Genomic DNA, 20,626 nt, shown 5'->3' with positions numbered 1-20,626 from the left:
TTACCGTGCTTCCTGCACTGGGGCAGTCGGCTGTTCAAAATGATAACGGCCAGTTTTCAGGCTACTAGGCCCAAGGCGCGCAAATTTGAACATCAGGTACATTTCTGCAATCAGGAACAGCGTATACAAACCGCAAATCAACGCCATAGAGAACAGTATTTCCCCGGCAGTGACTGATGAGTTGGCTACTGCTGTCGGCAATACTTCACCGATGGCCCAAGGTTGACGACCATACTCAGCCACAAACCAACCTGCTTCTACTGCAATCCACGGCAACGGAATACCGTACAGTGCGGCACGCAGAAGCCATTTTTTCTCACCAATCCGGCCACGAACCACGTTATAGAACGCCAGCCCAATAATCAGCAACATCAGGAAGCCACAGGCCACCATGATGCGGAAGGCGAAATAAAGCGGCAGAACACGCGGAATAGAGTCTTGAGCAGCTAACTGAATTTGTTCTTCAGTCGCATCGGCTACGTTTTCCGTATAACGCTTAAGCAACATGCCGTAACCAAGATCCTGCTTCGTTTTATTGAATGCATCACGTACAGCAGGGTCAGTGTTACCACCGCGTAACTGTTCTAACAAACTATACGCCTGGATACCGTTACGAATACGCACTTCATGTTGCGACATCAAGTCACGCAAACCGATAACCGGGGTATCCAGTGAACGAGTCGCGATCAATCCCAAAGCGTATGGAATCTGGATGGCGAACCGGTTCTCCATGGTTTCCTGGTTAGGGATTGCAAACAGCGTAAAGGCTGCTGGAGGCGGTTGAGTTTCCCATTCAGCTTCAATTGCGGCTAACTTGGTTTTTTGTACGTCACCCATTTCATAGCCGGACTCATCACCCAGAACGATAACAGACAATACGGAGGCCAGACCAAAACTTGCAGCAATCGCAAAAGAACGCTTGGCAAACGGAATATCACGCCCTTTCAACAGATAGTAAGAACTGATACCCAAGACAAACATTGCGCCGGTAACATAACCTGCTGCGACGGTATGAACGAATTTCACCTGAGCAACCGGGTTCAGAACTAATTCTGAGAAGCTCAGCATTTCCATACGCATGGTTTCAAAGTTGAAATCGGATGCAATCGGGTTTTGCATCCAACCATTCGCAACCAAGATCCACAATGCAGAGAAGTTAGAACCTAACGCAACTAGCCAGGTTACAGCTAAATGCTGATGCTTAGTCAGGCGATCCCATCCGAAGAAGAATAGACCGACGAACGTAGATTCCAAGAAGAACGCCATTAAACCTTCGATAGCCAGAGGGGCTCCGAAGATATCACCGACGTAATGAGAGAAATATGACCAGTTAGTCCCAAACTGGAATTCCATAGTTAAACCAGTGGCAACCCCCAGAGCAAAGTTAATAGCAAATAACTTACCCCAGAATTTGGTCATATCTTTATAGATTTGTTTACCAGACAGCACATAAACCGATTCCATAATTGCCAACAGAAACGCCAGACCGAGCGTTAATGGGACAAAAAGGAAATGGTACATTGCCGTTAAGGCAAACTGTAACCGTGACAGTTCGACAATATCAAACATCTTGACTCCTTGCTCCTCGCAGGAAGATTCCGACTTGCGGCAACCGGACCTCCGCTACATCGGAAGCCTCATAACTACCAGCAGTGAATGCTCAAAAAAAACAACAAAAATAACAATATCAACTACCCAATATTACACCGCGGTAATAGTACGCTTCTAATCCCATACAATAAATAGGATTTTACGTGACCCAGCGTTGAATTCTGTATACAGGTCAACAAATAGACATCATGCAGAGAATGCCGTAAATTGATCCATGACAATTTAAGCTTATATGAACATTATTACCACGTTCAAAAGTTGATTTAGAACAATTAAATCTTTTTCATGTTAACTAAAGGTTTTATTGTTTTTATATAACATTTAAATGTTAAAAAAATGTAATTTAATAGTTTATATAATGCGTAATTAAATTATTATTATGCGATCCAGATTAACTTTTAAATTTATTAAATTCAAAGTTAGTCAAATCACAATTTTGATTTTTACATGTCTATATTAGTTCATCCTGAGAGAAGCGTTCGTATATGTTGCTACTTTGTTGCGTGAGAAAGTGCTATCACATCATAAGAGCTTGAAACCCCTGCTACGAAAAAGGCCGTTCTCACCATTTTATATTTTGATGGATATATTTAACCAACTGAAATTAAACAGATTTATCAGTACATCAACAACCTCTGGGCAGCCATTTGTATAAAAAAGGCCACCAAAAGGTGGCCAGTATGTCGTGTTAGCGTTTTCAGACTAACACCTGATATTTTTTTGATTACTGCGCTAACACGGCTTTGACGGCATTACCAATTTCTGCCAGGCTACGAACTGTTTTCACACCCGCAGCTTCCAGAGCAGCAAATTTATCATCTGCAGTCCCTTTACCGCCCGCAATGATAGCGCCAGCATGGCCCATACGTTTACCTTTCGGTGCAGTCACACCCGCGATATAACCCACAACAGGTTTAGTCACGTGCTCTTTAATATAAGCAGCCGCTTCTTCTTCAGCGTTACCACCGATTTCACCGATCATCACAATAACTTCAGTCTGCGGATCTTCCTGGAATAGCTTCAGGATATCAATAAAGTTAGAACCTGGGATCGGATCGCCGCCGATACCCACACAGCTTGATTGGCCGAAACCGATGTCGGTAGTCTGTTTTACTGCTTCATAGGTCAGCGTGCCTGAGCGTGAAACGATACCCACTTTACCTGGCAAGTGGATGTGGCCCGGCATGATACCGATCTTACATTCACCAGGGGTAATAACACCCGGACAGTTCGGACCGATCATGCGCGCATCGCTCTGTTCCAACCTGACTTTTACCACCAGCATATCCAGCGTCGGAATACCTTCAGTAATACAGATAATCAGTTTAATCCCTGCATCGATCGCTTCCAGAATCGAATCTTTACAGAATGGCGCGGGTACGTAGATAACCGAGGCCGTAGCACCAGTAGTTTCTACCGCTTCACGAACGGTATTAAAGACTGGCAGACCCAAATGCTGTGTACCGCCTTTACCTGGCGTAACACCGCCAACCATTTTTGTGCCATATGCGATAGCTTGTTCGGAGTGGAAAGTCCCTTGGCTGCCCGTAAAACCCTGGCAAATAACTTTGGTGTTTTTATCAATTAAAATAGACATTATTTAGCCCCCACTGCCGCTACAACTTGCTGAGCCGCATCTGTCAGGCTGGTCGCAGCAATGATATTCAAACCGCTGTCAGCCAGCTTCTTGGCACCCAGCTCTGCGTTATTACCTTCGAGGCGAACAACAACTGGCACGTTAACACCCACTTCTTCAACTGCACCAATGATGCCGTCAGCAATAAGGTCACAACGCACGATACCGCCGAAGATATTAACAAAAACAGCTTTCACTTTGTCGTCAGACAGAATGATTTTAAACGCTTCGGTTACGCGCTCTTTTGTTGCACCACCGCCCACATCCAGGAAGTTAGCGGGGTCGCCACCATGAAGTTTCACTATGTCCATGGTTCCCATAGCCAAACCTGCACCGTTTACCATGCAACCAATGTTGCCATCTAACGCCACATAGTTCAGTTCCCACTGGGCAGCATGTGCTTCGCGAGCATCTTCTTGGCTTGGATCGCGCATTTCACGCAGTTCCGGCTGACGGAACAAGGCATTGCCATCGGCACCAAGCTTACCATCCAGACAAATCAGATCGCCCTGTTTGGTGACCACCAGCGGGTTAATCTCAACCATTGCCAGATCACGTTCCAGGAACAATGTTGCCAGCCCCATAAAGATCTTAGTGAACTGACCGACTTGTTTACCGGTCAAGCCCAATTTAAATGCCAGCTCACGCCCTTGGTAAGGCTGTGGTCCAGTCAATGGATCCAATGCAATTTTGTGGATCAGTTCTGGTGTCTCTTCGGCGACTTTTTCAATCTCAACGCCACCTTCGGTGGATGCCATAAAGACCACACGACGAGAGCTGCGATCGATAACCGCCCCCAGATACAGTTCTTTATCAATATCCGTGGCGGCTTCAACCAAAATCTGATGCACGGGCTGACCGCTTGCATCTGTTTGATAAGTTACCAGTTTTTTACCTAACCACTGTTCAGCGAAAGCACGAATATCTTCTTTGCTGTTAACCAGTTTTACGCCACCCGCTTTACCACGCCCGCCCGCATGAACCTGACATTTAACCACCCACGGGCCTGAACCAATTTTAGATGCGGCTTCTTCTGCTTCACGCGGTGTGGTACAGGCGTAGCCAGTTGGAGCTGGCATGCCATACCGAGCAAACAGTTGTTTTGCCTGATATTCGTGTAAATTCATGATGTTCTATCCATATAAGGTCTGAGACGAGCCGAAGCCCGTAGTGTTCTGGATAAAGCCGATCCTCAAGACCGGCTTTATCAGTTATCTTTTTATACGTCGAGTAGCCAGTTTATACATCAAGTAGCAAGCGAGCAGGATCTTCCAGCATCTCTTTTACCGTCACCAGATAGCCAACAGATTCACGGCCATCGATCAAACGGTGATCGTAGGAAAGTGCCAAATACATCATAGGCAAGATCACGACCTGGCCATTTACCGCCATTGGACGATCTTTGATGGCATGCATACCAAGGATCGCGCTTTGTGGTGGGTTAATGATCGGTGTCGACATCAGTGAGCCAAACACGCCACCATTGGTAATGGTAAAGTTACCGCCAGTCAGTTCTTCAACTTTCAGCTTGCCATCACGACCTTTTACAGCCAATTCTTTTATTTTCTTCTCAATATCAGCCATGCTCAACGTATCTACATCACGTAATACTGGCGTTACCAGGCCACGCGGAGTAGAAACCGCAATACTGACATCGAAATAGTTATGGTAGACAACATCTTCGCCATCAATAGAAGCATTCACTTCAGGATAACGTTTCAGTGCTTCAACCACAGCCTTGATATAGAAGGACATAAAGCCCAGACGTACACCGTGACGTTTCTCGAAAGCTTCACCGTACTGCTTACGCAGGTCCATAATGGGCTGCATATTAATTTCGTTAAACGTGGTCAACATTGCGGTGCTGTTTTTCGCTTCTAACAGACGTTCAGCAACACGTTTACGTAGACGGCTCATCGGTACACGTTTCTCACTACGCCCCACCAATGCAGGTGCAGCAGCGGCTCCCGCTTTAGCGTCAGCTACCACCGCTGGGGCCGATTTACGGCTCGCTAAATGACTATCAACATCTTCACGGGTGATACGGCCACCAACCCCGCTGCCTTTGATTGCTGTTGCATCAAGATCATGCTCAGCAATCAGGCGGCGAATAGCCGGACTGAGGGTTTCATTACTTTCTTCTTCCAAGCTGGCTGTTTGGCGTTGAGCCGGCGTTGACTCCGTGCTCTGACTTTTTTCTTCAGTCGGTTTACCAGAACTATCACTTGGACGAATGCGCCCCAACACCTGACGTGAAGTTACTGTGGCACCTTCGTCTTCCAGAATGGCATCCAAAATACCGTCCTGACTGGCTGGAACTTCCAAAATCACTTTATCCGTTTCAATCTCAACCAGCACTTCATCACGTTTGACACTGTCACCTGGTTTTTTGTGCCAAGTTGCTACAGAGCCATCGGCTACAGACTCAGGGAGGTCAGGAACATTAATATCTACGCTACTCATTCTCTATCCTTTATATGTTAACCGACTAGCTATTCAACGTTCAGCGCGTCATTAACCAGAGCTTGTTGTTGTTTTTGGTGTACGGAAATATACCCAACTGCCGGTGAAGCTGATGCTGGACGACCTGCGTAGCGCAAGGAGGCACCAAATGGAATCACTTCGCGGAAGTTATGCTGGCTACAATACCAGGCACCTTGGTTAAGTGGCTCTTCTTGGCACCAGACGAAATCGTGTACATGGGCATATTGTTCCAACACCGATTGAACAGCCTGATGTGGGAACGGATACAGTTGTTCAATACGCACGATAGCGACATCTGTTTGCTCATTTTTACGACGCTGCTCTAGCAAGTCATAATAGACCTTGCCTGAGCACATCACGACACGTTTGATACCTTTAGGATCCAACTCATCAATTTCGCCAATAGCGGGTAAGAAGCTACCATTAGCCAGTTCATCCAGAGATGATGTCGCTAATGGGTGGCGTAGTAATGATTTAGGTGACATAACAATCAGAGGCCGACGCATACCACGTAATGCCTGACGGCGGAGCATGTGATAAACCTGTGCAGGGGTCGATGGAATACACACCTGCATATTTTGTTCAGCACAAAGTTGCAAATAACGTTCCAGACGTGCAGATGAGTGCTCTGGCCCCTGCCCTTCGTAACCATGTGGTAGCAGCATCACTAAGCCACACATCCGACCCCATTTCTGTTCACCAGAACTAATAAATTGGTCGATAACTACCTGAGCGCCATTTGCGAAGTCACCAAACTGTGCTTCCCAGATAGTCAGAGTACGCGGTTCTGCGGTGGCATAGCCGTATTCGAACGCCAATACCGCCTCTTCTGACAGCACTGAGTCCCAAACCTGGAAATCACCCTGGCCACTGTGAATATTTGACAGTGGTACATAAACAGAACCATTTTTCTGATTATGGATGACCGCATGACGGTGGAAGAAAGTACCACGCCCTGCATCTTCGCCAGATAAACGAATAGGAATACCCTCGTCTACCAATGTTGCGTAAGCCAGTGTTTCCGCCCCCCCCCAGTCAAATGGCTTCTCACCACTGGCCATCAACGCGCGATCACTGTATATCTTCGCAACCCGAGATTGCATTTCAATGGCTTCCGGCGCAGAGCTGATCCGACGCGCCAGCTCTTGCAGGCGTTTCATTTCAACTTTGCTTGGATACGCTTCATCCCACTCATGGTTCAAATACGGTGACCACGTGAAGGACTGCAAATTCATCGGACGCCACTCTTCCACCACACAGTCACCGTGATCCAATGCATCACGATATAGGTTGACCATTTCTGTCGCATCTTCCAGGCTGGCGATATTCTGCTCAGTCAGTTTGTCAGCATAGATTTTACGCGGCGTCGGATGTTTTTTAATTTTCTGATACATCACGGGCTGTGTTGCACTTGGCTCATCGGCTTCGTTATGGCCATGGCGGCGATAACAAACCAGATCGATCATCACGTCACGTTTAAAGGTGTTACGGAAATCCAATGCCAGACGGGTAACAAACGCCACAGCTTCAGGATCATCAGCATTTACGTGGAAAATCGGTGCCTGTACCATTTTGGCAATATCAGTACAGTATTGAGTAGAACGCGCATCCAGTGGGTTCGAGGTTGTGAAACCAATCTGGTTATTGATAACAATGCGTACAGTACCGCCCACTTCATAGCCGCGAGCCTGTGACATGTTCAATGTTTCTTGCACCACGCCCTGGCCGGTGATCGCCGCATCACCATGAATAGTGATTGGTAGCACCATATTACTACGTGCTTCATCCAGACGATCGCGACGTGCACGCACTGAACCAATAACAACCGGGCTGACAATTTCCAAATGTGATGGGTTAAAGGCCAGTGCCAAGTGGACCAGACCACCTTCGGTTTCGACATCGGAAGAGAAGCCTTGGTGGTATTTAACATCACCAGTACCGAGATGTTCTTTATGCTTACCAGCAAACTCATCAAACAAATCTTCTGGTTTCTTACCCAGCACGTTGATCAATACGTTCAAACGGCCACGGTGAGCCATCCCCAGTACGACTTCACGTGTGCCATTTTTACCAGCATGACGAATCATCTCTTTGAGCATGGTGACCAGTGAATCCCCCCCCTCCAGAGAGAAACGCTTGGCACCTGGGAATTTTGCGCCTAAATAACGCTCAAGACCTTCAGCGGCAGTCAGCTCACTCAAGAAACGGCGTTTCTCTGCATCACTGAATGTCGGTTTCCCAACAACCGATTCAATACGCTGTTGAATCCAGCGTTTTTCTTCGGTGTTGGTAATGTGCATGTATTCAGCGCCCACAGAGCCGCAATAAGTTTGCTTCAGCGCGGCATACAAATCAGCCAGCTTCATAGTTTCTTTGCCGATGGCAAAAGAACCTACATTGAAGGTGTTCTGAAAGTCAGCTTCGGTCAGATTATGGTAGGAAGGATCGAGGTCTGGAACAGACTCCTGCTTCCACAAACCGAGTGGGTCAAGATTGGCATGCTGATGGCCACGGAAGCGGAAGGCATTGATTAACTGCAATACCTTAACTTGTTTGGCATCAATATCAGGATCATTGATAGAGGAGTTATAACGAGTGGAATCCTTCGCCAAGCGACGGAAATACTCACGAGTTTGGGAGTGGAGCTGATCAGGTTTTACACCCGTTGTTGGTAGCTGTTGAAAAATTGAACGCCAACTATCATCAACGGAACTAGGATCGGTTAAAAAGTCTTCATAGAGCTGCTCTATGTAAGACTGGTTCGCGCCCGCCAGATAGGAGGAATCCAGCCAGGCCTTCATTGCGCCGTTCTGCATCATGATCCCTTAAGCTTTGAAGCTTCAGTTTTCGCCGTGGTTAACATATACACCGTAATATCAACGGTTTGCCGTAAAAACGGTTCACTCGACGTGCTCAATGCACGCTCTGTTATGGACCTTAACGGTCCCGTTCAAGGAACCTCTAGAAACAGGCATTATGCCGGCTTTTAGAGATTCCCTACCGTGAAGCGACCCGGAGAATCCTCTCCCCGGGTTAATAAACTCACATCAGGCACTGCGTTGCAATGATTATCCGCTATGTTATAACAATCATTATGCCGTGATTGTCATTCACTACGCTGTAATCATCATACACAGCGCTATAACGACTTTTGATGCGCTACAGCTACTTTATGCGCTACGCGATAACGACTATGCGCTACGTTGTAACAGCATAGATTTAATATGCCCGATTGCTTTGGTAGGATTAAGACCTTTAGGACAAACACTGACACAATTCATAATGCTATGGCAGCGGAAAACACTGAAAGCATCGTCCAGATCATCCAAACGTGAGGCCGTTTCGGTATCACGGCTATCTATCAGGAAACGATAAGCAGCCAGTAACCCTGCCGGGCCAACAAACTTGTCTGGATTCCACCAGAATGACGGACAAGATGTTGAGCAGCAGGCGCACAAAATGCATTCATACAAGCCATCCAGTTTTGCTCGTTGTTCCGGCGATTGTAAGTGCTCACGTGCTGGTGGATTCTTGCCGTCATTCAACAGGTAAGGTTTTATTTTCTCGTACTGAGTATAAAACTGCCCCATATCGACCACTAAATCCCGCACCACCGGTAACCCCGGCAGAGGGCGGATCACGATCTTTTTATTGCCTTTTTGCAAAGCTGAGATTGGCGTGATACAAGCCAAACCATTTTTGCCATTCATATTGAGACCATCAGAACCACACACACCTTCGCGACATGAACGACGGAATGACAAAGTCGGATCTTTTTCTTTCAACTGGATAAGTGCATCTAGCAACATCATATCCCGATCATCTTCCGCATCTAGCGTATAATCTTGCATATGCGGCGCGTTATCGACATCTGGATTGTAGCGATAAATGGAAAACTCGAGCTTCATGACCTATTCCTCCGCAACGGGGTTTACCCCTTAGAAACACAACACAGGCATCAATAAGAACGTACTTTCGGCGGAAACGCCTCGCGTAGCTTAGGTTGCATGTTTACCTCACGGCGGGTCATGCTCTTAGTGTCTGGCAAATACAGTGAATGGCACAGCCAGTTCACATCATCACGATCCGGGAAGTCGAAGCGACTATGGGCACCCCGGCTCTCGGTACGGAAGTTTGCCGACACGGCGGTAGAAAACGCAGTTTCCATCAGGTTATCCAGCTCCAGGCACTCAATACGCTGAGTATTGAATTCACTGGAAGTGTCATCCAAACGGGCATTTTGCAAACGTTCACGGATAGTTTTCAGCTCTTCCAACCCTTTTGCCATCGCATCGCCTTCGCGGAACACTGAGAAATTGTTCTGCATACAGGCTTGCAATGCTTTACGGATTTCAACGGGATCTTCACCTGAACGGGTATTATTCCAGCGGTTCATACGAGCCAGAGAGGCTTCGATATCTGACTCGCTGGCATCGCGGCTTGTACCCTGCTCCATCAATGACTCTTGCAAATGCATACCGGCTGCACGACCAAATACCACGAGATCCAGCAATGAGTTCCCTCCTAGGCGGTTCGCACCGTGGACGGAAACACAGGCAATCTCGCCTACAGCAAACAAGCCGGGGATCACAACATCCTCACCCTTTTCATTTACGGTAATCGCCTGACCGGTCACTTTAGTAGGAATTCCCCCCATCATATAATGACAAGTAGGGATAACCGGGATTGGTTCTTTGATCGGATCAACGTGTGCAAAGGTACGCGACAGTTCAAGAATACCCGGCAGACGGGATTCAAGTACATCTTTACCTAAGTGATCCAATTTCAGTTTGACATGCGGGCCCCAAGGGCCGTCACAACCACGTCCTTCACGGATTTCAATCATAATGGAACGTGCCACTACGTCACGACCCGCCAAATCTTTGGCGTTCGGGGCATAACGTTCCATGAAGCGCTCACCGTGTTTATTCAGTAAATATCCCCCTTCACCACGGCAACCTTCTGTGACCAATACACCAGCACCGGCAATACCTGTCGGGTGGAACTGCCACATTTCCATGTCCTGCACCGGGACTCCAGCACGCAAGGCCATACCAACACCGTCACCGGTATTGATGTGCGCATTGGTTGTTGATTGGTAAATCCGCCCGGCACCGCCAGTTGCCAAGATAGTAGCCCGCGCTTTGAAATAGACTACTTCGCCGGTTTCAATATTAATGGCAGTACAACCGACAAAAGCACCGTCCTGATTCTTCACCAAATCCAGCGCATACCATTCCGAGAAAATAGTGGTGTGATTTTTCAGGTTTTGCTGATAAAGGGTGTGTAACAACGCATGACCGGTACGGTCAGCCGCGGCAGCTGTACGCGCCGCTTGCCCGCCGCCAAAGTTAAGCGACTGCCCACCAAATGGACGCTGATAAATGCGCCCATCCTCTAAACGTGAGAAAGGTAAACCCATGTGCTCCAGTTCCAGAACCGCTTCCGGACCGGTTTTACACATATATTCGATGGCATCCTGATCTCCGATATAATCGGAACCCTTTACCGTGTCATACATATGCCATTCCCAGTTATCTTCATGGGTATTACCCAGCGCAACGGTAATCCCCCCCTGCGCAGATACGGTATGGGAACGGGTAGGGAAAACTTTAGATATCAGGGCACAAGACAGGCCCATTTGTGAAATTTGCAGGGCGGCACGCATACCTGCACCACCTGCACCGACGACAACTGCGTCAAACTCTCTGATCGGCAGATTCATTTAAGCTCCCCACACCACAATTGTTCCATACAATAGATAAACCAACAGCGTAATCACAACGGCCAGTTGTAACACCAATCGTATCGCCAGTGGTTTTATATAGTCCGTCAATACCTGCCATAGACCGATCCAAGCGTGGGCCAGAATCGACAACAATGTCAGCAGCGTAAATACTTTTGTGATGTGTGACGCGAAGAAACCGCGCCAGATTTCATAGGTGATGTCTGGGACAATCACAACGAAGCCCAGAATATAAAAGACATACAGGGTGATGACGATTGCAGAAGCACGCAGTAACAACCAGTCGTGTACTCCATTACGCCCTAACGCAGAAGCATTGCTTACCATACGAGGACTCCAGCCAAAACTGACAACACTAGGGTTAGCCCCATTGCCACTTGAGCAGAACGGGTACCCACAGCTAAATTCTCTTCGAGATAGCCGAAATCCATTAACAAGTGGCGGATGCCACCGCAAATGTGATAGGCCAGCGCAGTGAGTATTCCCCAAAAGATGAATTTAACAAAAAAGCTATTCATGATGGTTGCTGCCTGCATGAATCCTTCTTGCGAGGAAACAGACAAACCCAACAACCAGAGGAGGATACCGACGGCCACGAAGGTAATTACGCCAGAGACTCGGTGTAAGATGGACGCTATCGCGGTAACAGGAAATCGAATCGTTTGCAGATCCAAATTGACAGGTCTTTGTTTTTTCACGGTTTTGCCCACACAGCTCTTATTATTTTCCTTCCTCCGGACCTGGGTGGGGAATCAGACAGCGTTAAGAGCCGAAACCCTTCACATCACACATTTAACCATTGCATCCTGAATGCTTAAACGGCATGTTCTGTATAACGCTGGGTGCTCCTACTTCAGGGTAATCCGGAGACCTGGCGGCAGTATAGGGGGTTCACATTCTTATTACAATTCCCACACAAACTGATTGATAACATTTCCCCTGAAAAGTGATTAGGATCACAATTTACACAATTTATATAAAATCAATTATCTGATTTGACAAAGAATAAACATTTCCATTACAACTAGGGTAGAAATAGGGCCTATGATGCACTAAAGGTCAACGGATACACTTCCCCACAAGCTTAAGTTATGCAACAGTGTATTGAGTCAATATCCCCATAGATATCGTAGGCAATGACCCATAAACTATAAGTATCCGACAAATCGCTAACAACTTTTTAACACTACCTGTTGATCCAAACCTTCGGATCGCGGGCCGTATTGGCAATTTACTCTGTACCCTAAATCAAGTTATCTACTCACGTAATTAGAGTTGTCGCTGACAACCCGACAACTTCAAGTACTAAGGGTATTAATGATGAATAAAACAGAGCAGTGCTAATAAGGTGATATCCCCGGGCATCAAAGATGTTTCCGTTGTTAGGGGTTTTAAAATAAGCACTTAAGGAGACTGTAAATGGCTGACAAAAAAGCGACGCTAAATTTGGAAGGCGAAGCTGTGATCGAACTGGGTGTCCTATCCCCAACCCTCGGCACTGACGTGATCGACGTCCGCACCTTAGGTTCTAAAGGTTATTTTACCTTTGACCCCGGTTTTACCTCTACCGCATCCTGCGAATCAAAAATCACCTATATTGATGGTGATCAGGGTATTTTGCTGCACCGTGGCTTCCCTATCGCCCAGTTGGCAAAAGATTCTACTTACCTGGAAGTTTGTTACATTCTGTTGTACGGCGAAACACCCACACCAGAAGAGTACAAAACGTTCAAAACCACAGTGACCCGGCATACCATGATCCACGAGCAGATCACCCGCCTGTTCCATGGTTTCCGCCGCGATTCGCATCCGATGGCCGTGCTATGTGGGGTTACTGGCGCACTGGCTGCCTTCTACCATGATGCTCTGGATGTTAATAACGAGCGCCATCGTGAAATTACCGCCTTCCGTCTGTTGTCTAAAATGCCGACTGTTGCAGCGATGTGTTATAAATATTCACTGGGCCAACCATTTGTTTATCCGCGTAACGATCTGTCCTACGCCGGTAACTTCCTGCATATGATGTTCTCTACACCATGTGAGAAATATGAAGTTAACCCAGTGCTGGAACGCGCCATGGATCGTATTCTCATCCTGCACGCAGATCACGAACAGAACGCGTCAACATCGACCGTCCGCACTGCTGGTTCTTCTGGCGCTAACCCGTTTGCCTGTATCGCCGCTGGGATCGCCTCCCTATGGGGCCCTGCGCACGGTGGTGCCAATGAAGCCTGCCTGAAGATGTTGGAAGAGATTAAAACTGTTGAGCATATCCCTGAATTTATCCGCCGCGCGAAAGATAAGAATGACTCATTCCGTCTGATGGGTTTTGGCCACCGTGTCTATAAAAACTATGACCCTCGTGCCACCGTCATGCGTGAAACCTGTCATGAAGTGTTAAAAGAGCTGAAGCTGAATAATAGCTTGTTAGAAGTAGCGATGGAGCTGGAAAATATCGCACTGAACGACCCTTACTTCATTGAGAAAAAACTGTATCCAAACGTGGACTTCTATTCAGGCATCATTTTGAAAGCCATGGGGATTCCATCGTCAATGTTTACAGTAATATTCGCCATCGCCCGTACCATCGGTTGGATTGCTCACTGGAATGAAATGCATGATGACGGCATCAAAATTGCACGTCCGCGCCAGCTTTATACTGGTTATACAGAACGTGATTTCCAGAGCCAATTGAAAAAATAAGCAGAGACGCTTTGCAGCGTGAAATCAGATCAAAGTCCCGGCCAGAAGACCAGGACTTTGTCAGTAGTTTGAGGCACCGTCGAGGTGCCTTTTAACGTTAGAGTACTTTACGATTTCGCTTTAGATACCGCAACCATCGCTGGGCGTAACAGCCGGCCATTCAGCGTATAGCCTTTTTGCATCACCATCATGACATGGTTTGGCTCGTGATCAGCAGACTCAAGCATTGTCATGGCCTGATGCACGTCAGGGTTAAACGGCACATGGGTCTCGCCGACAACCTCAATACCAAATTTACCTACAGCATCTAGCAGTGATTTCAGTGTCAGTTCGACACCTTCAATCATTGAGGTCAGTTCAGTATTGGATTTATCCGCGGTATCTAGAGCGCGCTCCAGATTGTCGATCACTGGCAATAATTCAGATGAGAATCTCTCCAGTGCAAATTTATGCGCTTTCTCAACATCCAGTTCAGTACGACGACGGATATTCTCAACTTCAGCCTTAGCGCGTAACAGGCTTTCGCGCTCACGCTGTAGAGCATCAGACAACTGCACCTCAAGCTCTGCAACACGCGGATCTACACCTTCCCCCGTCTCTTGTGTTGCTTCCACTTGCTGCTCTGCTGTATTTTCCATTTCTTCCGAGACTTGCTCGTTTGGCGTTTTCTGTTCTTTACTACTCATGGATATCTCCGCGTTTTAGCATTAATCTCGCTACTTGGCTTATTATGGGGATCAAAACCGGGGATTCAAGGGAACCGGTCATAATGTGGGGTAAAAGACACTCCATTAAGGAAAATCACGGCAATGAATAATAGAAGATTCGATTGTATTGGTATTGTCGGTCACCCACGACACCCGGCTGCACTTGCCACCCATGAAATGCTCTACCACTGGCTAAAAGCCAGAGGTTACGCCGTTATGGTTGAACAACAGATTGCTAATGACCTTAATTTAACCGATGCCATCACCGGGAGTTTGGCAGATATTGGCCAAAAAGCAGATTTGGCTGTTGTTGTCGGCGGTGATGGCAACATGCTCGGTGCTGCACGGGTGCTTGCCCGTTATGATATAAAAGTGATCGGTATCAATCGAGGTAATCTGGGTTTTCTGACCGATTTAGACCCGGATAACGCTCTGCAACAGCTTTCCGACGTTTTGGAAGGCGAGTACCTGAGTGAACAACGCTTCCTGCTAGAAACGCATGTACGACGTACAAATCAACAAAGCCGTATCAGTACCGCAATCAATGAAGTGGTTTTGCATCCAGGCAAAGTGGCCCATATGATCGAATTCGAAGTGTATATTGATGATCGCTTCGCTTTTTCTCAACGCTCTGATGGCCTGATCATCGCAACCCCGACCGGTTCTACCGCCTATTCACTTTCCGCAGGCGGCCCAATCCTAACACCAACGCTGGATGCCATCGTATTGGTACCAATGTTCCCACACACTCTGACTGCCCGCCCACTGGTTATCAGCAGCAGCAGCACCATCCGGCTGAAGTTTTCGCACATTTCCAGCGACCTGGAAATCAGTTGCGATAGCCAGATAGCCCTACCCATCCAGGAAGGGGAAGAGGTTTTAATCCGGCGCAGTGATTTTCACCTCAATCTTATTCATCCAAAGGACTATAGCTATTTCAATACGTTAAGCACCAAATTGGGTTGGTCAAAAAAATTATTCTAAAAATCACCTCAGCTACTTTACTGTATATAAAACCAGTCTATACTGTATTCAAATACAGACATGTGTTTATGTACAGGGGATTTAGCATGCTGGCCCAATTAACCATCAACAACTTTGCTATTGTGCGTGAATTAGAAATTGATTTTCAGCCCGGAATGACGACAATCACTGGCGAAACCGGGGCGGGCAAATCCATTGCCATAGATGCACTAGGGTTATGCCTCGGGAGTCGCTCAGATGGTAGCATGGTGCGCTTAGGGGCAACACGCGCTGACATTTGCGCCCGCTTTTCCCTGGCGGATACACCATCTGCCCGCCAATGGCTGGAAAACAACCATCTCGATGACAATAATGAATGCCTGTTGCGGCGCGCTATTGGCGCTGATGGCCGTTCAAGAGGCTTTATTAATGGTACGCCTGTGCCCGTCTCCCAATTAAGAGAGTTGGGCCAACATCTAATTCAGATCCACGGCCAACACGCTCATCAACTGCTGCTCAAACCCGATCACCAAAAACAATTATTGGATGCCTACGCAAATCAATCATCTCTATTGGCAGAAATGAAGGCTGCCTATCAAATTTGGCACCAAAGTTGCCGTAATCTGGCACTTCACCAACAACAGTCGCTGGAACGTACTGCCCGCCAAGAATTATTACAATATCAGCTAAAAGAATTAAATTCATTTACTCCACAGGCAGGGGAATATGAACAAATTGACATTGAATACAAACGATTGGCAAATAGTGGGCAATTACTATCCCTGAGTCAGCAGACTTTGCAATTACTGTCAGACGACGAACAAAACAATATCCTCAGCCAGCTTTACTCTGCCAAACATCAGTTGACCGAGCTGGCCAGTATGGACGAACAATTTAATAATCTACTGAATATGTTAGAAGAAGCCTCAATCCAAATCAGTGAGGCCAGTGATGAGTTACGTCACTATGCAGAACAATTAGATATGGATCCAAACCGCCTATATGAGCTAGAACAACGGTTATCTCGGCAATTAAATCTCGCACGGAAACACCATGTGGCACCGGAAGAATTGCCACAATTTCATCAGCAATTGCTGGATGAACAAGAACTACTATCACAACAAGAGAATGATCACGAACAACTCAGTAATGCAGTAAATACTCACTATCAGCAAGCACTGGCAATAGCAAAACGGCTACACCAAGAGCGTCAATATTATGCCGCCGAATTGGCTGCACTGATTACTGAAAGCATGCATGAGCTATCCATGCCACATGGCAAATTCACCATTGAAACAATATTTGAGCCAGAACATCTTAGCGCGGAAGGGGCAACCCGAATTGAATTCTGTGTCACCACCAATCCAGGCCAGCCCCTACAAGCACTGGTCAAAGTTGCATCTGGTGGTGAGCTATCTCGCATAGCATTGGCTATTCAGGTAATTACAGCGCGTAAAATGGACACCCCTGCATTAATTTTTGATGAGGTAGATGTGGGTATCAGTGGCCCAACGGCGGCCATAGTGGGCCGCCTGCTACGTCAACTTGGCGAATCAACTCAAGTCATGTGCGTAACCCATCTTCCACAAGTTGCAGGCTGTGGTCATCAACATTTCTTTGTGAGTAAACAAACCGATGGTACTGAGACTGAAACTCATATGCATCGGTTAGATAAAAAAGCCCGCTTGCAAGAGTTGGCGCGTCTTCTGGGCGGTAGTGAGGTGACAAAAAACACCCTGGCAAACGCAAAAGAATTGCTTGCTGCATAGAAAAGATTAACTTTTTTCCTTTTTGATGGTCATACAGGTGCCCTGTAAAGGTTTCCAACTGCTGCAAGGTCTATTATCATCGTCATCCTATGCCCTAAAGGAATGTGATTACTATGCGCTGTAAAATGCTGACTGCCGCCGCTGTGATGCTTGCAATGCTTACTGCGGGTTGTTCAACGTTGGAGAAGGTGGTCTACCGGCCTGATATTAATCAGGGTAACTATTTATCACCTCTTGATGCCTCCAAAATTCATAAAGGTATGACACAGCAACAAGTGGCATATACCTTAGGCACTCCGATGCTACAAGATCCGTTTGGCACTCAAACCTGGTTCTACGTTTTCCGCCAACAACCCGGTCACGAAAAAATAACGCAACAAACGTTAACGTTGACCTTTGATAGCAGTGGTGTGCTGACTGATATCAAAAATGAACCCGCGTTAACCGGAAGCTAAGTTATTCGAAAATTGCAGGACAGGTTGGGAATGCGGGTTATGGTGTTAGGTTTTAAACCTATTTATGTTAGCTCAGCCACAAGATAGTCCGCGTTTCTCTTTCAATAGCTACCCAGGGCGACAAAAAAATAAGGCGCTGATTGTGCCTTATTTTTTTGCCTGCTCGGCTCGCTGTCGGCGAAGCTCTTTGGGATCGGCTATTAATGGGCGATATATTTCAACCCGATCACCATCATTGAGTTTGTCGCCAAGTTTTACCGGGCGACTATAGATACCTACTTTATTTTTTTCCAGGTCAATGTCTTGCCGTAACTCCAGTAAACCTGATGCATTGATCGCATCCTCAACAGTACTGCCAACCACCAAAGATACAGTGCGCAAGTATTGGCGTTCAGGTAAGGCATATACAACCTCAACGCGAATATCAGGCACTGTAGACCTCTTTAGCCCGTTGAGTGAAAGCCTGCACCATATTCCCAGCCAACTCCTTGAATATTTTACCGAATGCTAATTCAATTAGCTTATTTGTAAATTCAAAATCAAGATGCAATTCAACTTTGCAAGCATCTGCACTTAGTGGTGTAAAATGCCATCCGCCCATTAATTTACGAAACGGCCCATCCACCAACTGCATATTGATACTCTGGTTATCTGTTAGCGTATTGCGTGTAGTAAATGTTTTACTTATCCCGGCTTTGGCGACATCCACGGCGGCTATCATTTCATTTTCAGTGGCATCAAGTACCCGGCTACCGGTACAACCGGGTAAAAACTCTGGGTAAGAACGAACATCATTAACGAGTTGATACATCTGTTCTACACTGAACGGAACCAGTGCAGATCGGCTAATCTGTGGCATAACATTTCCTGTGAGACATAAAACGCACTGATAATACCATTTATCTACCGCCAGACAAAAAATCTGCCAGGCATTCCTCGCAACAAATGAGACAAAATGCATAAGCATCTTACGGGAAAGGATTTCATTCGCCTCCGCATACAGTATAATGACCAATACTATGACAAAGAAAAAAGCATACAAACCCGGTTCCGCAACCATTGCGCAAAATAAACGAGCCCGTCACGAATACTTCATTGAAGAAGAATTCGAAGCTGGGCTTGCACTGCAAGGTTGGGAAGTAAAATCACTGCGTGCAGGCAAAGCAAATATCAGTGACAGCTACGTAATGTTTAAAAACGGTGAGGCATTCCTGTTTGGGGCCACAATTACGCCGTTAAACGTTGCGTCGACTCATGTTGTTTGCGAGCCTATGCGTACCCGTAAACTGCTGTTGAACAAACGCGAACTGGATTCCCTATTTGGCCGAGTGAACCGCGAAGGCTATACGGTTGTCGCTCTCTCCATGTATTGGAAAAATGCCTGGACGAAAGTTAAAATCGGCGTAGCAAAAGGTAAAAAAGATAACGACAAGCGCGATGATATTAGAGATCGTGAGTGGAAGTTAGACAAAGCGCGCATCATGAAGCACGCAAATCGTTAAGTGACTGGCATCGCAGGACATAGTTCTGTTATACTAGCTGAGTTCTTTGGGGCTGATTCTGGATTCGACGGGATTCGCGAAACCCAAGGTGCATGCCGAGGTGCGGTGGCCTCGTAAAAAACCGCAAAAAAATAGTTGCAAACGACCAAGACTACGCACTAGCAGCTTAATAACCTGCTTAGAGCCCTCTCTCCCTAGCCTCCGCTCTTAGGACGGGGATCAAGAGAGGTCAAACCTAAAAGAGCTCGTGTGGAAACCTTGCCTGGGGTGGAAGCATTAAAACTAATCAGGATAGTTTGTCAGTGGCGTGTCCATCCGCAGCTGGCCGGCGAATGTAATGATTGGACTAAGCATGTAGTGCCGACGGTGTAGTAATTTCGGACGGGGGTTCAAATCCCCCCAGCTCCACCAAATTTGATAGGACAGTGACCGGACTGTATCATATAAACCAGTAACTTATGATAAATGACCGGACGAAGCACTGACCCAGTTTAGACCCAAAAGGATACGCAAAAGATACGCGGCTCCTTTGAAGATTAAAAAACCTCTGCTAACCCAGAGGTTTTTTTCACTACAACTAAGCTAGTTATGCACTTCATTTTTAGTCAAAACTACCGGCAATTTTATGTCATTTGGAGAAACTGGCCACTGGATATCCGGCGCTGCACTCACATCAATATCATCAAGCGCTATACGATATGACTTCCACAGTTTCAGCTCTGCGGCTTTATCTTGCCCCAGCTCAATTCTGTCTTTTAGAATCTCTATTTCATCGCTTGCATCGCCAATTAACTTTGTCTTCTTTGCTTTTGCTTGTGCGATAAGTGCTGATTTTTGAGCTGCAATATCTATAGTTGACGGTCCGCTGGTTTCCACCCACACGCCACCAGTCCATTCACCCGTATCCGGGTCTATATCCGCGTTTTGATACTGTGCTTTGTAGTAGCCGTCACCGACTAAATCAGCAGTCCAATGCCAAAGAATTGGACCTTCAATGTGATCTTCAATATAAAAACCATCATCATCTAATATGTTAATTTTCATTATCAT

General features: G+C 46.7%; 18 protein-coding genes and 1 other RNA gene. 6 read left to right on the top strand and 13 right to left on the bottom strand.

What is annotated here, in order from left to right:
- The 9 genes from cydA to sdhC form a co-directional block, all read right to left on the bottom strand.
- On the bottom strand, positions 1–1,569 hold the full coding sequence (cydA, locus tag AC971_RS20065; RefSeq protein ID WP_025383067.1) for a cytochrome ubiquinol oxidase subunit I: 1,569 nt from the start codon (positions 1,567–1,569) through the stop codon (positions 1–3).
- 766 nt (positions 1,570–2,335) lie between these two features.
- A complete protein-coding gene (gene sucD / locus AC971_RS20060; RefSeq protein ID WP_025383066.1) occupies positions 2,336–3,208 on the bottom strand; it encodes a succinate--CoA ligase subunit alpha in 873 nt (290 codons plus the stop codon).
- The gene (gene sucC / locus AC971_RS20055; protein ID WP_025383065.1) at positions 3,208–4,374 is read right to left on the bottom strand and encodes an ADP-forming succinate--CoA ligase subunit beta; all 1,167 of its coding nucleotides are present in this window, start codon (positions 4,372–4,374) and stop codon (positions 3,208–3,210) included. The genes sucD and sucC overlap by 1 nt, the downstream gene beginning before the upstream one ends.
- 112 nt (positions 4,375–4,486) lie before the next feature.
- Positions 4,487–5,710, bottom strand: a complete 1,224-nt coding sequence (gene odhB / locus AC971_RS20050; RefSeq protein WP_025383064.1) for a 2-oxoglutarate dehydrogenase complex dihydrolipoyllysine-residue succinyltransferase — start codon at positions 5,708–5,710, stop codon at positions 4,487–4,489.
- Positions 5,711–5,739: 29 nt separating this feature from the next.
- Positions 5,740–8,547: a 2-oxoglutarate dehydrogenase E1 component gene (gene sucA / locus AC971_RS20045; protein WP_025383063.1), complete on the bottom strand. Its 2,808-nt coding sequence runs from the start codon at positions 8,545–8,547 to the stop codon at positions 5,740–5,742.
- Between the two features lie 375 nt (positions 8,548–8,922).
- A complete protein-coding gene (locus tag AC971_RS20040) occupies positions 8,923–9,639 on the bottom strand; it encodes a succinate dehydrogenase iron-sulfur subunit (RefSeq protein ID WP_048677834.1) in 717 nt (238 codons plus the stop codon).
- Between the two features lie 50 nt (positions 9,640–9,689).
- A complete protein-coding gene (gene sdhA, locus AC971_RS20035) occupies positions 9,690–11,456 on the bottom strand; it encodes a succinate dehydrogenase flavoprotein subunit (RefSeq protein ID WP_025383061.1) in 1,767 nt (588 codons plus the stop codon).
- Entirely contained in the window at positions 11,457–11,804 is a 348-nt protein-coding gene (gene sdhD, locus AC971_RS20030) for a succinate dehydrogenase membrane anchor subunit (RefSeq protein WP_024063162.1), read from the bottom strand. It abuts the gene before it with no gap.
- Positions 11,798–12,187 (bottom strand): succinate dehydrogenase cytochrome b556 subunit, encoded by a 390-nt coding sequence (sdhC, locus tag AC971_RS20025; RefSeq protein ID WP_002210722.1) that lies wholly within the window; start codon positions 12,185–12,187, stop codon positions 11,798–11,800. Before sdhC ends, sdhD begins: the two co-directional genes overlap by 7 nt.
- Before the next feature lie 709 nt (positions 12,188–12,896).
- Here sdhC and AC971_RS20020 point away from each other — a divergent pair.
- A complete protein-coding gene (locus AC971_RS20020) occupies positions 12,897–14,180 on the top strand; it encodes a citrate synthase (protein ID WP_025383060.1) in 1,284 nt (427 codons plus the stop codon).
- A 107-nt stretch (positions 14,181–14,287) separates the two neighbouring features.
- Here the strand turns inward: AC971_RS20020 and grpE are convergent, their stop codons facing one another.
- The gene (gene grpE, locus AC971_RS20015) at positions 14,288–14,866 is read right to left on the bottom strand and encodes a nucleotide exchange factor GrpE (protein ID WP_025383059.1); all 579 of its coding nucleotides are present in this window, start codon (positions 14,864–14,866) and stop codon (positions 14,288–14,290) included.
- Between the two features lie 123 nt (positions 14,867–14,989).
- On the opposite strand from grpE, the gene nadK reads away from it, so the two are divergent.
- From nadK to bamE, 3 genes are all read left to right on the top strand, one after another.
- Complete coding sequence (nadK, locus tag AC971_RS20010; protein ID WP_025383058.1) at positions 14,990–15,871, top strand: NAD(+) kinase; 882 nt, start codon at positions 14,990–14,992, stop codon at positions 15,869–15,871.
- A gap of 86 nt (positions 15,872–15,957) precedes the next feature.
- Positions 15,958–17,619 (top strand): DNA repair protein RecN, encoded by a 1,662-nt coding sequence (gene recN / locus AC971_RS20005; protein ID WP_025383057.1) that lies wholly within the window; start codon positions 15,958–15,960, stop codon positions 17,617–17,619.
- A gap of 113 nt (positions 17,620–17,732) precedes the next feature.
- A complete protein-coding gene (bamE, locus tag AC971_RS20000) occupies positions 17,733–18,074 on the top strand; it encodes an outer membrane protein assembly factor BamE (RefSeq protein WP_025383056.1) in 342 nt (113 codons plus the stop codon).
- Positions 18,075–18,221: 147 nt separating this feature from the next.
- Here bamE and AC971_RS19995 read toward each other — a convergent pair whose 3' ends face one another.
- Together AC971_RS19995 and AC971_RS19990 are read right to left on the bottom strand one after the other, a co-directional pair.
- A complete protein-coding gene (locus AC971_RS19995) occupies positions 18,222–18,506 on the bottom strand; it encodes an RnfH family protein (protein ID WP_025383055.1) in 285 nt (94 codons plus the stop codon).
- Entirely contained in the window at positions 18,499–18,933 is a 435-nt protein-coding gene (locus tag AC971_RS19990; RefSeq protein ID WP_012105494.1) for a type II toxin-antitoxin system RatA family toxin, read from the bottom strand. Before AC971_RS19990 ends, AC971_RS19995 begins: the two co-directional genes overlap by 8 nt.
- Positions 18,934–19,093: 160 nt before the next feature.
- Here AC971_RS19990 and smpB point away from each other — a divergent pair, with 160 nt between their 5' ends.
- Positions 19,094–19,576 (top strand): SsrA-binding protein SmpB, encoded by a 483-nt coding sequence (gene smpB / locus AC971_RS19985; RefSeq protein ID WP_025383054.1) that lies wholly within the window; start codon positions 19,094–19,096, stop codon positions 19,574–19,576.
- A gap of 48 nt (positions 19,577–19,624) precedes the next feature.
- Positions 19,625–19,987: a transfer-messenger RNA gene (gene ssrA, locus AC971_RS23595) on the top strand.
- 171 nt (positions 19,988–20,158) lie between these two features.
- On the opposite strand, the gene AC971_RS19980 is transcribed toward ssrA, so the two are convergent.
- Positions 20,159–20,620, bottom strand: a complete 462-nt coding sequence (locus AC971_RS19980; RefSeq protein WP_197090740.1) for a tail fiber assembly protein — start codon at positions 20,618–20,620, stop codon at positions 20,159–20,161.
- Positions 20,621–20,626: the final 6 nt, after the last annotated feature.

The sequence above is a fragment of the Yersinia similis genome (assembly GCF_001053095.1).
Lineage (GTDB): Bacteria > Pseudomonadota > Gammaproteobacteria > Enterobacterales > Enterobacteriaceae > Yersinia > Yersinia similis.
The sequence above is the reverse complement of the archived record's forward strand: the minus strand, read 5'-3'. Positions and strand labels throughout refer to the sequence as shown.

Coding starts and splice junctions, on each gene's coding strand:
- bamE (WP_025383056.1), top strand. CDS start 17,733: ATGCGCTGTAAAATGCTGACTGCCGCCGCTGTGATGCTTGCAATGCTT.
- smpB (WP_025383054.1), top strand. CDS start 19,094: ATGACAAAGAAAAAAGCATACAAACCCGGTTCCGCAACCATTGCGCAA.
- AC971_RS19980 (WP_197090740.1), bottom strand. CDS start 20,620: ATGAAAATTAACATATTAGATGATGATGGTTTTTATATTGAAGATCAC.
- sdhD (WP_024063162.1), bottom strand. CDS start 11,804: ATGGTAAGCAATGCTTCTGCGTTAGGGCGTAATGGAGTACACGACTGG.
- sucD (WP_025383066.1), bottom strand. CDS start 3,208: ATGTCTATTTTAATTGATAAAAACACCAAAGTTATTTGCCAGGGTTTT.
- sdhA (WP_025383061.1), bottom strand. CDS start 11,456: ATGAATCTGCCGATCAGAGAGTTTGACGCAGTTGTCGTCGGTGCAGGT.
- sucC (WP_025383065.1), bottom strand. CDS start 4,374: ATGAATTTACACGAATATCAGGCAAAACAACTGTTTGCTCGGTATGGC.
- AC971_RS19990 (WP_012105494.1), bottom strand. CDS start 18,933: ATGCCACAGATTAGCCGATCTGCACTGGTTCCGTTCAGTGTAGAACAG.
- grpE (WP_025383059.1), bottom strand. CDS start 14,866: ATGAGTAGTAAAGAACAGAAAACGCCAAACGAGCAAGTCTCGGAAGAA.
- nadK (WP_025383058.1), top strand. CDS start 14,990: ATGAATAATAGAAGATTCGATTGTATTGGTATTGTCGGTCACCCACGA.
- sucA (WP_025383063.1), bottom strand. CDS start 8,547: ATGCAGAACGGCGCAATGAAGGCCTGGCTGGATTCCTCCTATCTGGCG.
- odhB (WP_025383064.1), bottom strand. CDS start 5,710: ATGAGTAGCGTAGATATTAATGTTCCTGACCTCCCTGAGTCTGTAGCC.
- cydA (WP_025383067.1), bottom strand. CDS start 1,569: ATGTTTGATATTGTCGAACTGTCACGGTTACAGTTTGCCTTAACGGCA.
- recN (WP_025383057.1), top strand. CDS start 15,958: ATGCTGGCCCAATTAACCATCAACAACTTTGCTATTGTGCGTGAATTA.
- AC971_RS20020 (WP_025383060.1), top strand. CDS start 12,897: ATGGCTGACAAAAAAGCGACGCTAAATTTGGAAGGCGAAGCTGTGATC.
- AC971_RS20040 (WP_048677834.1), bottom strand. CDS start 9,639: ATGAAGCTCGAGTTTTCCATTTATCGCTACAATCCAGATGTCGATAAC.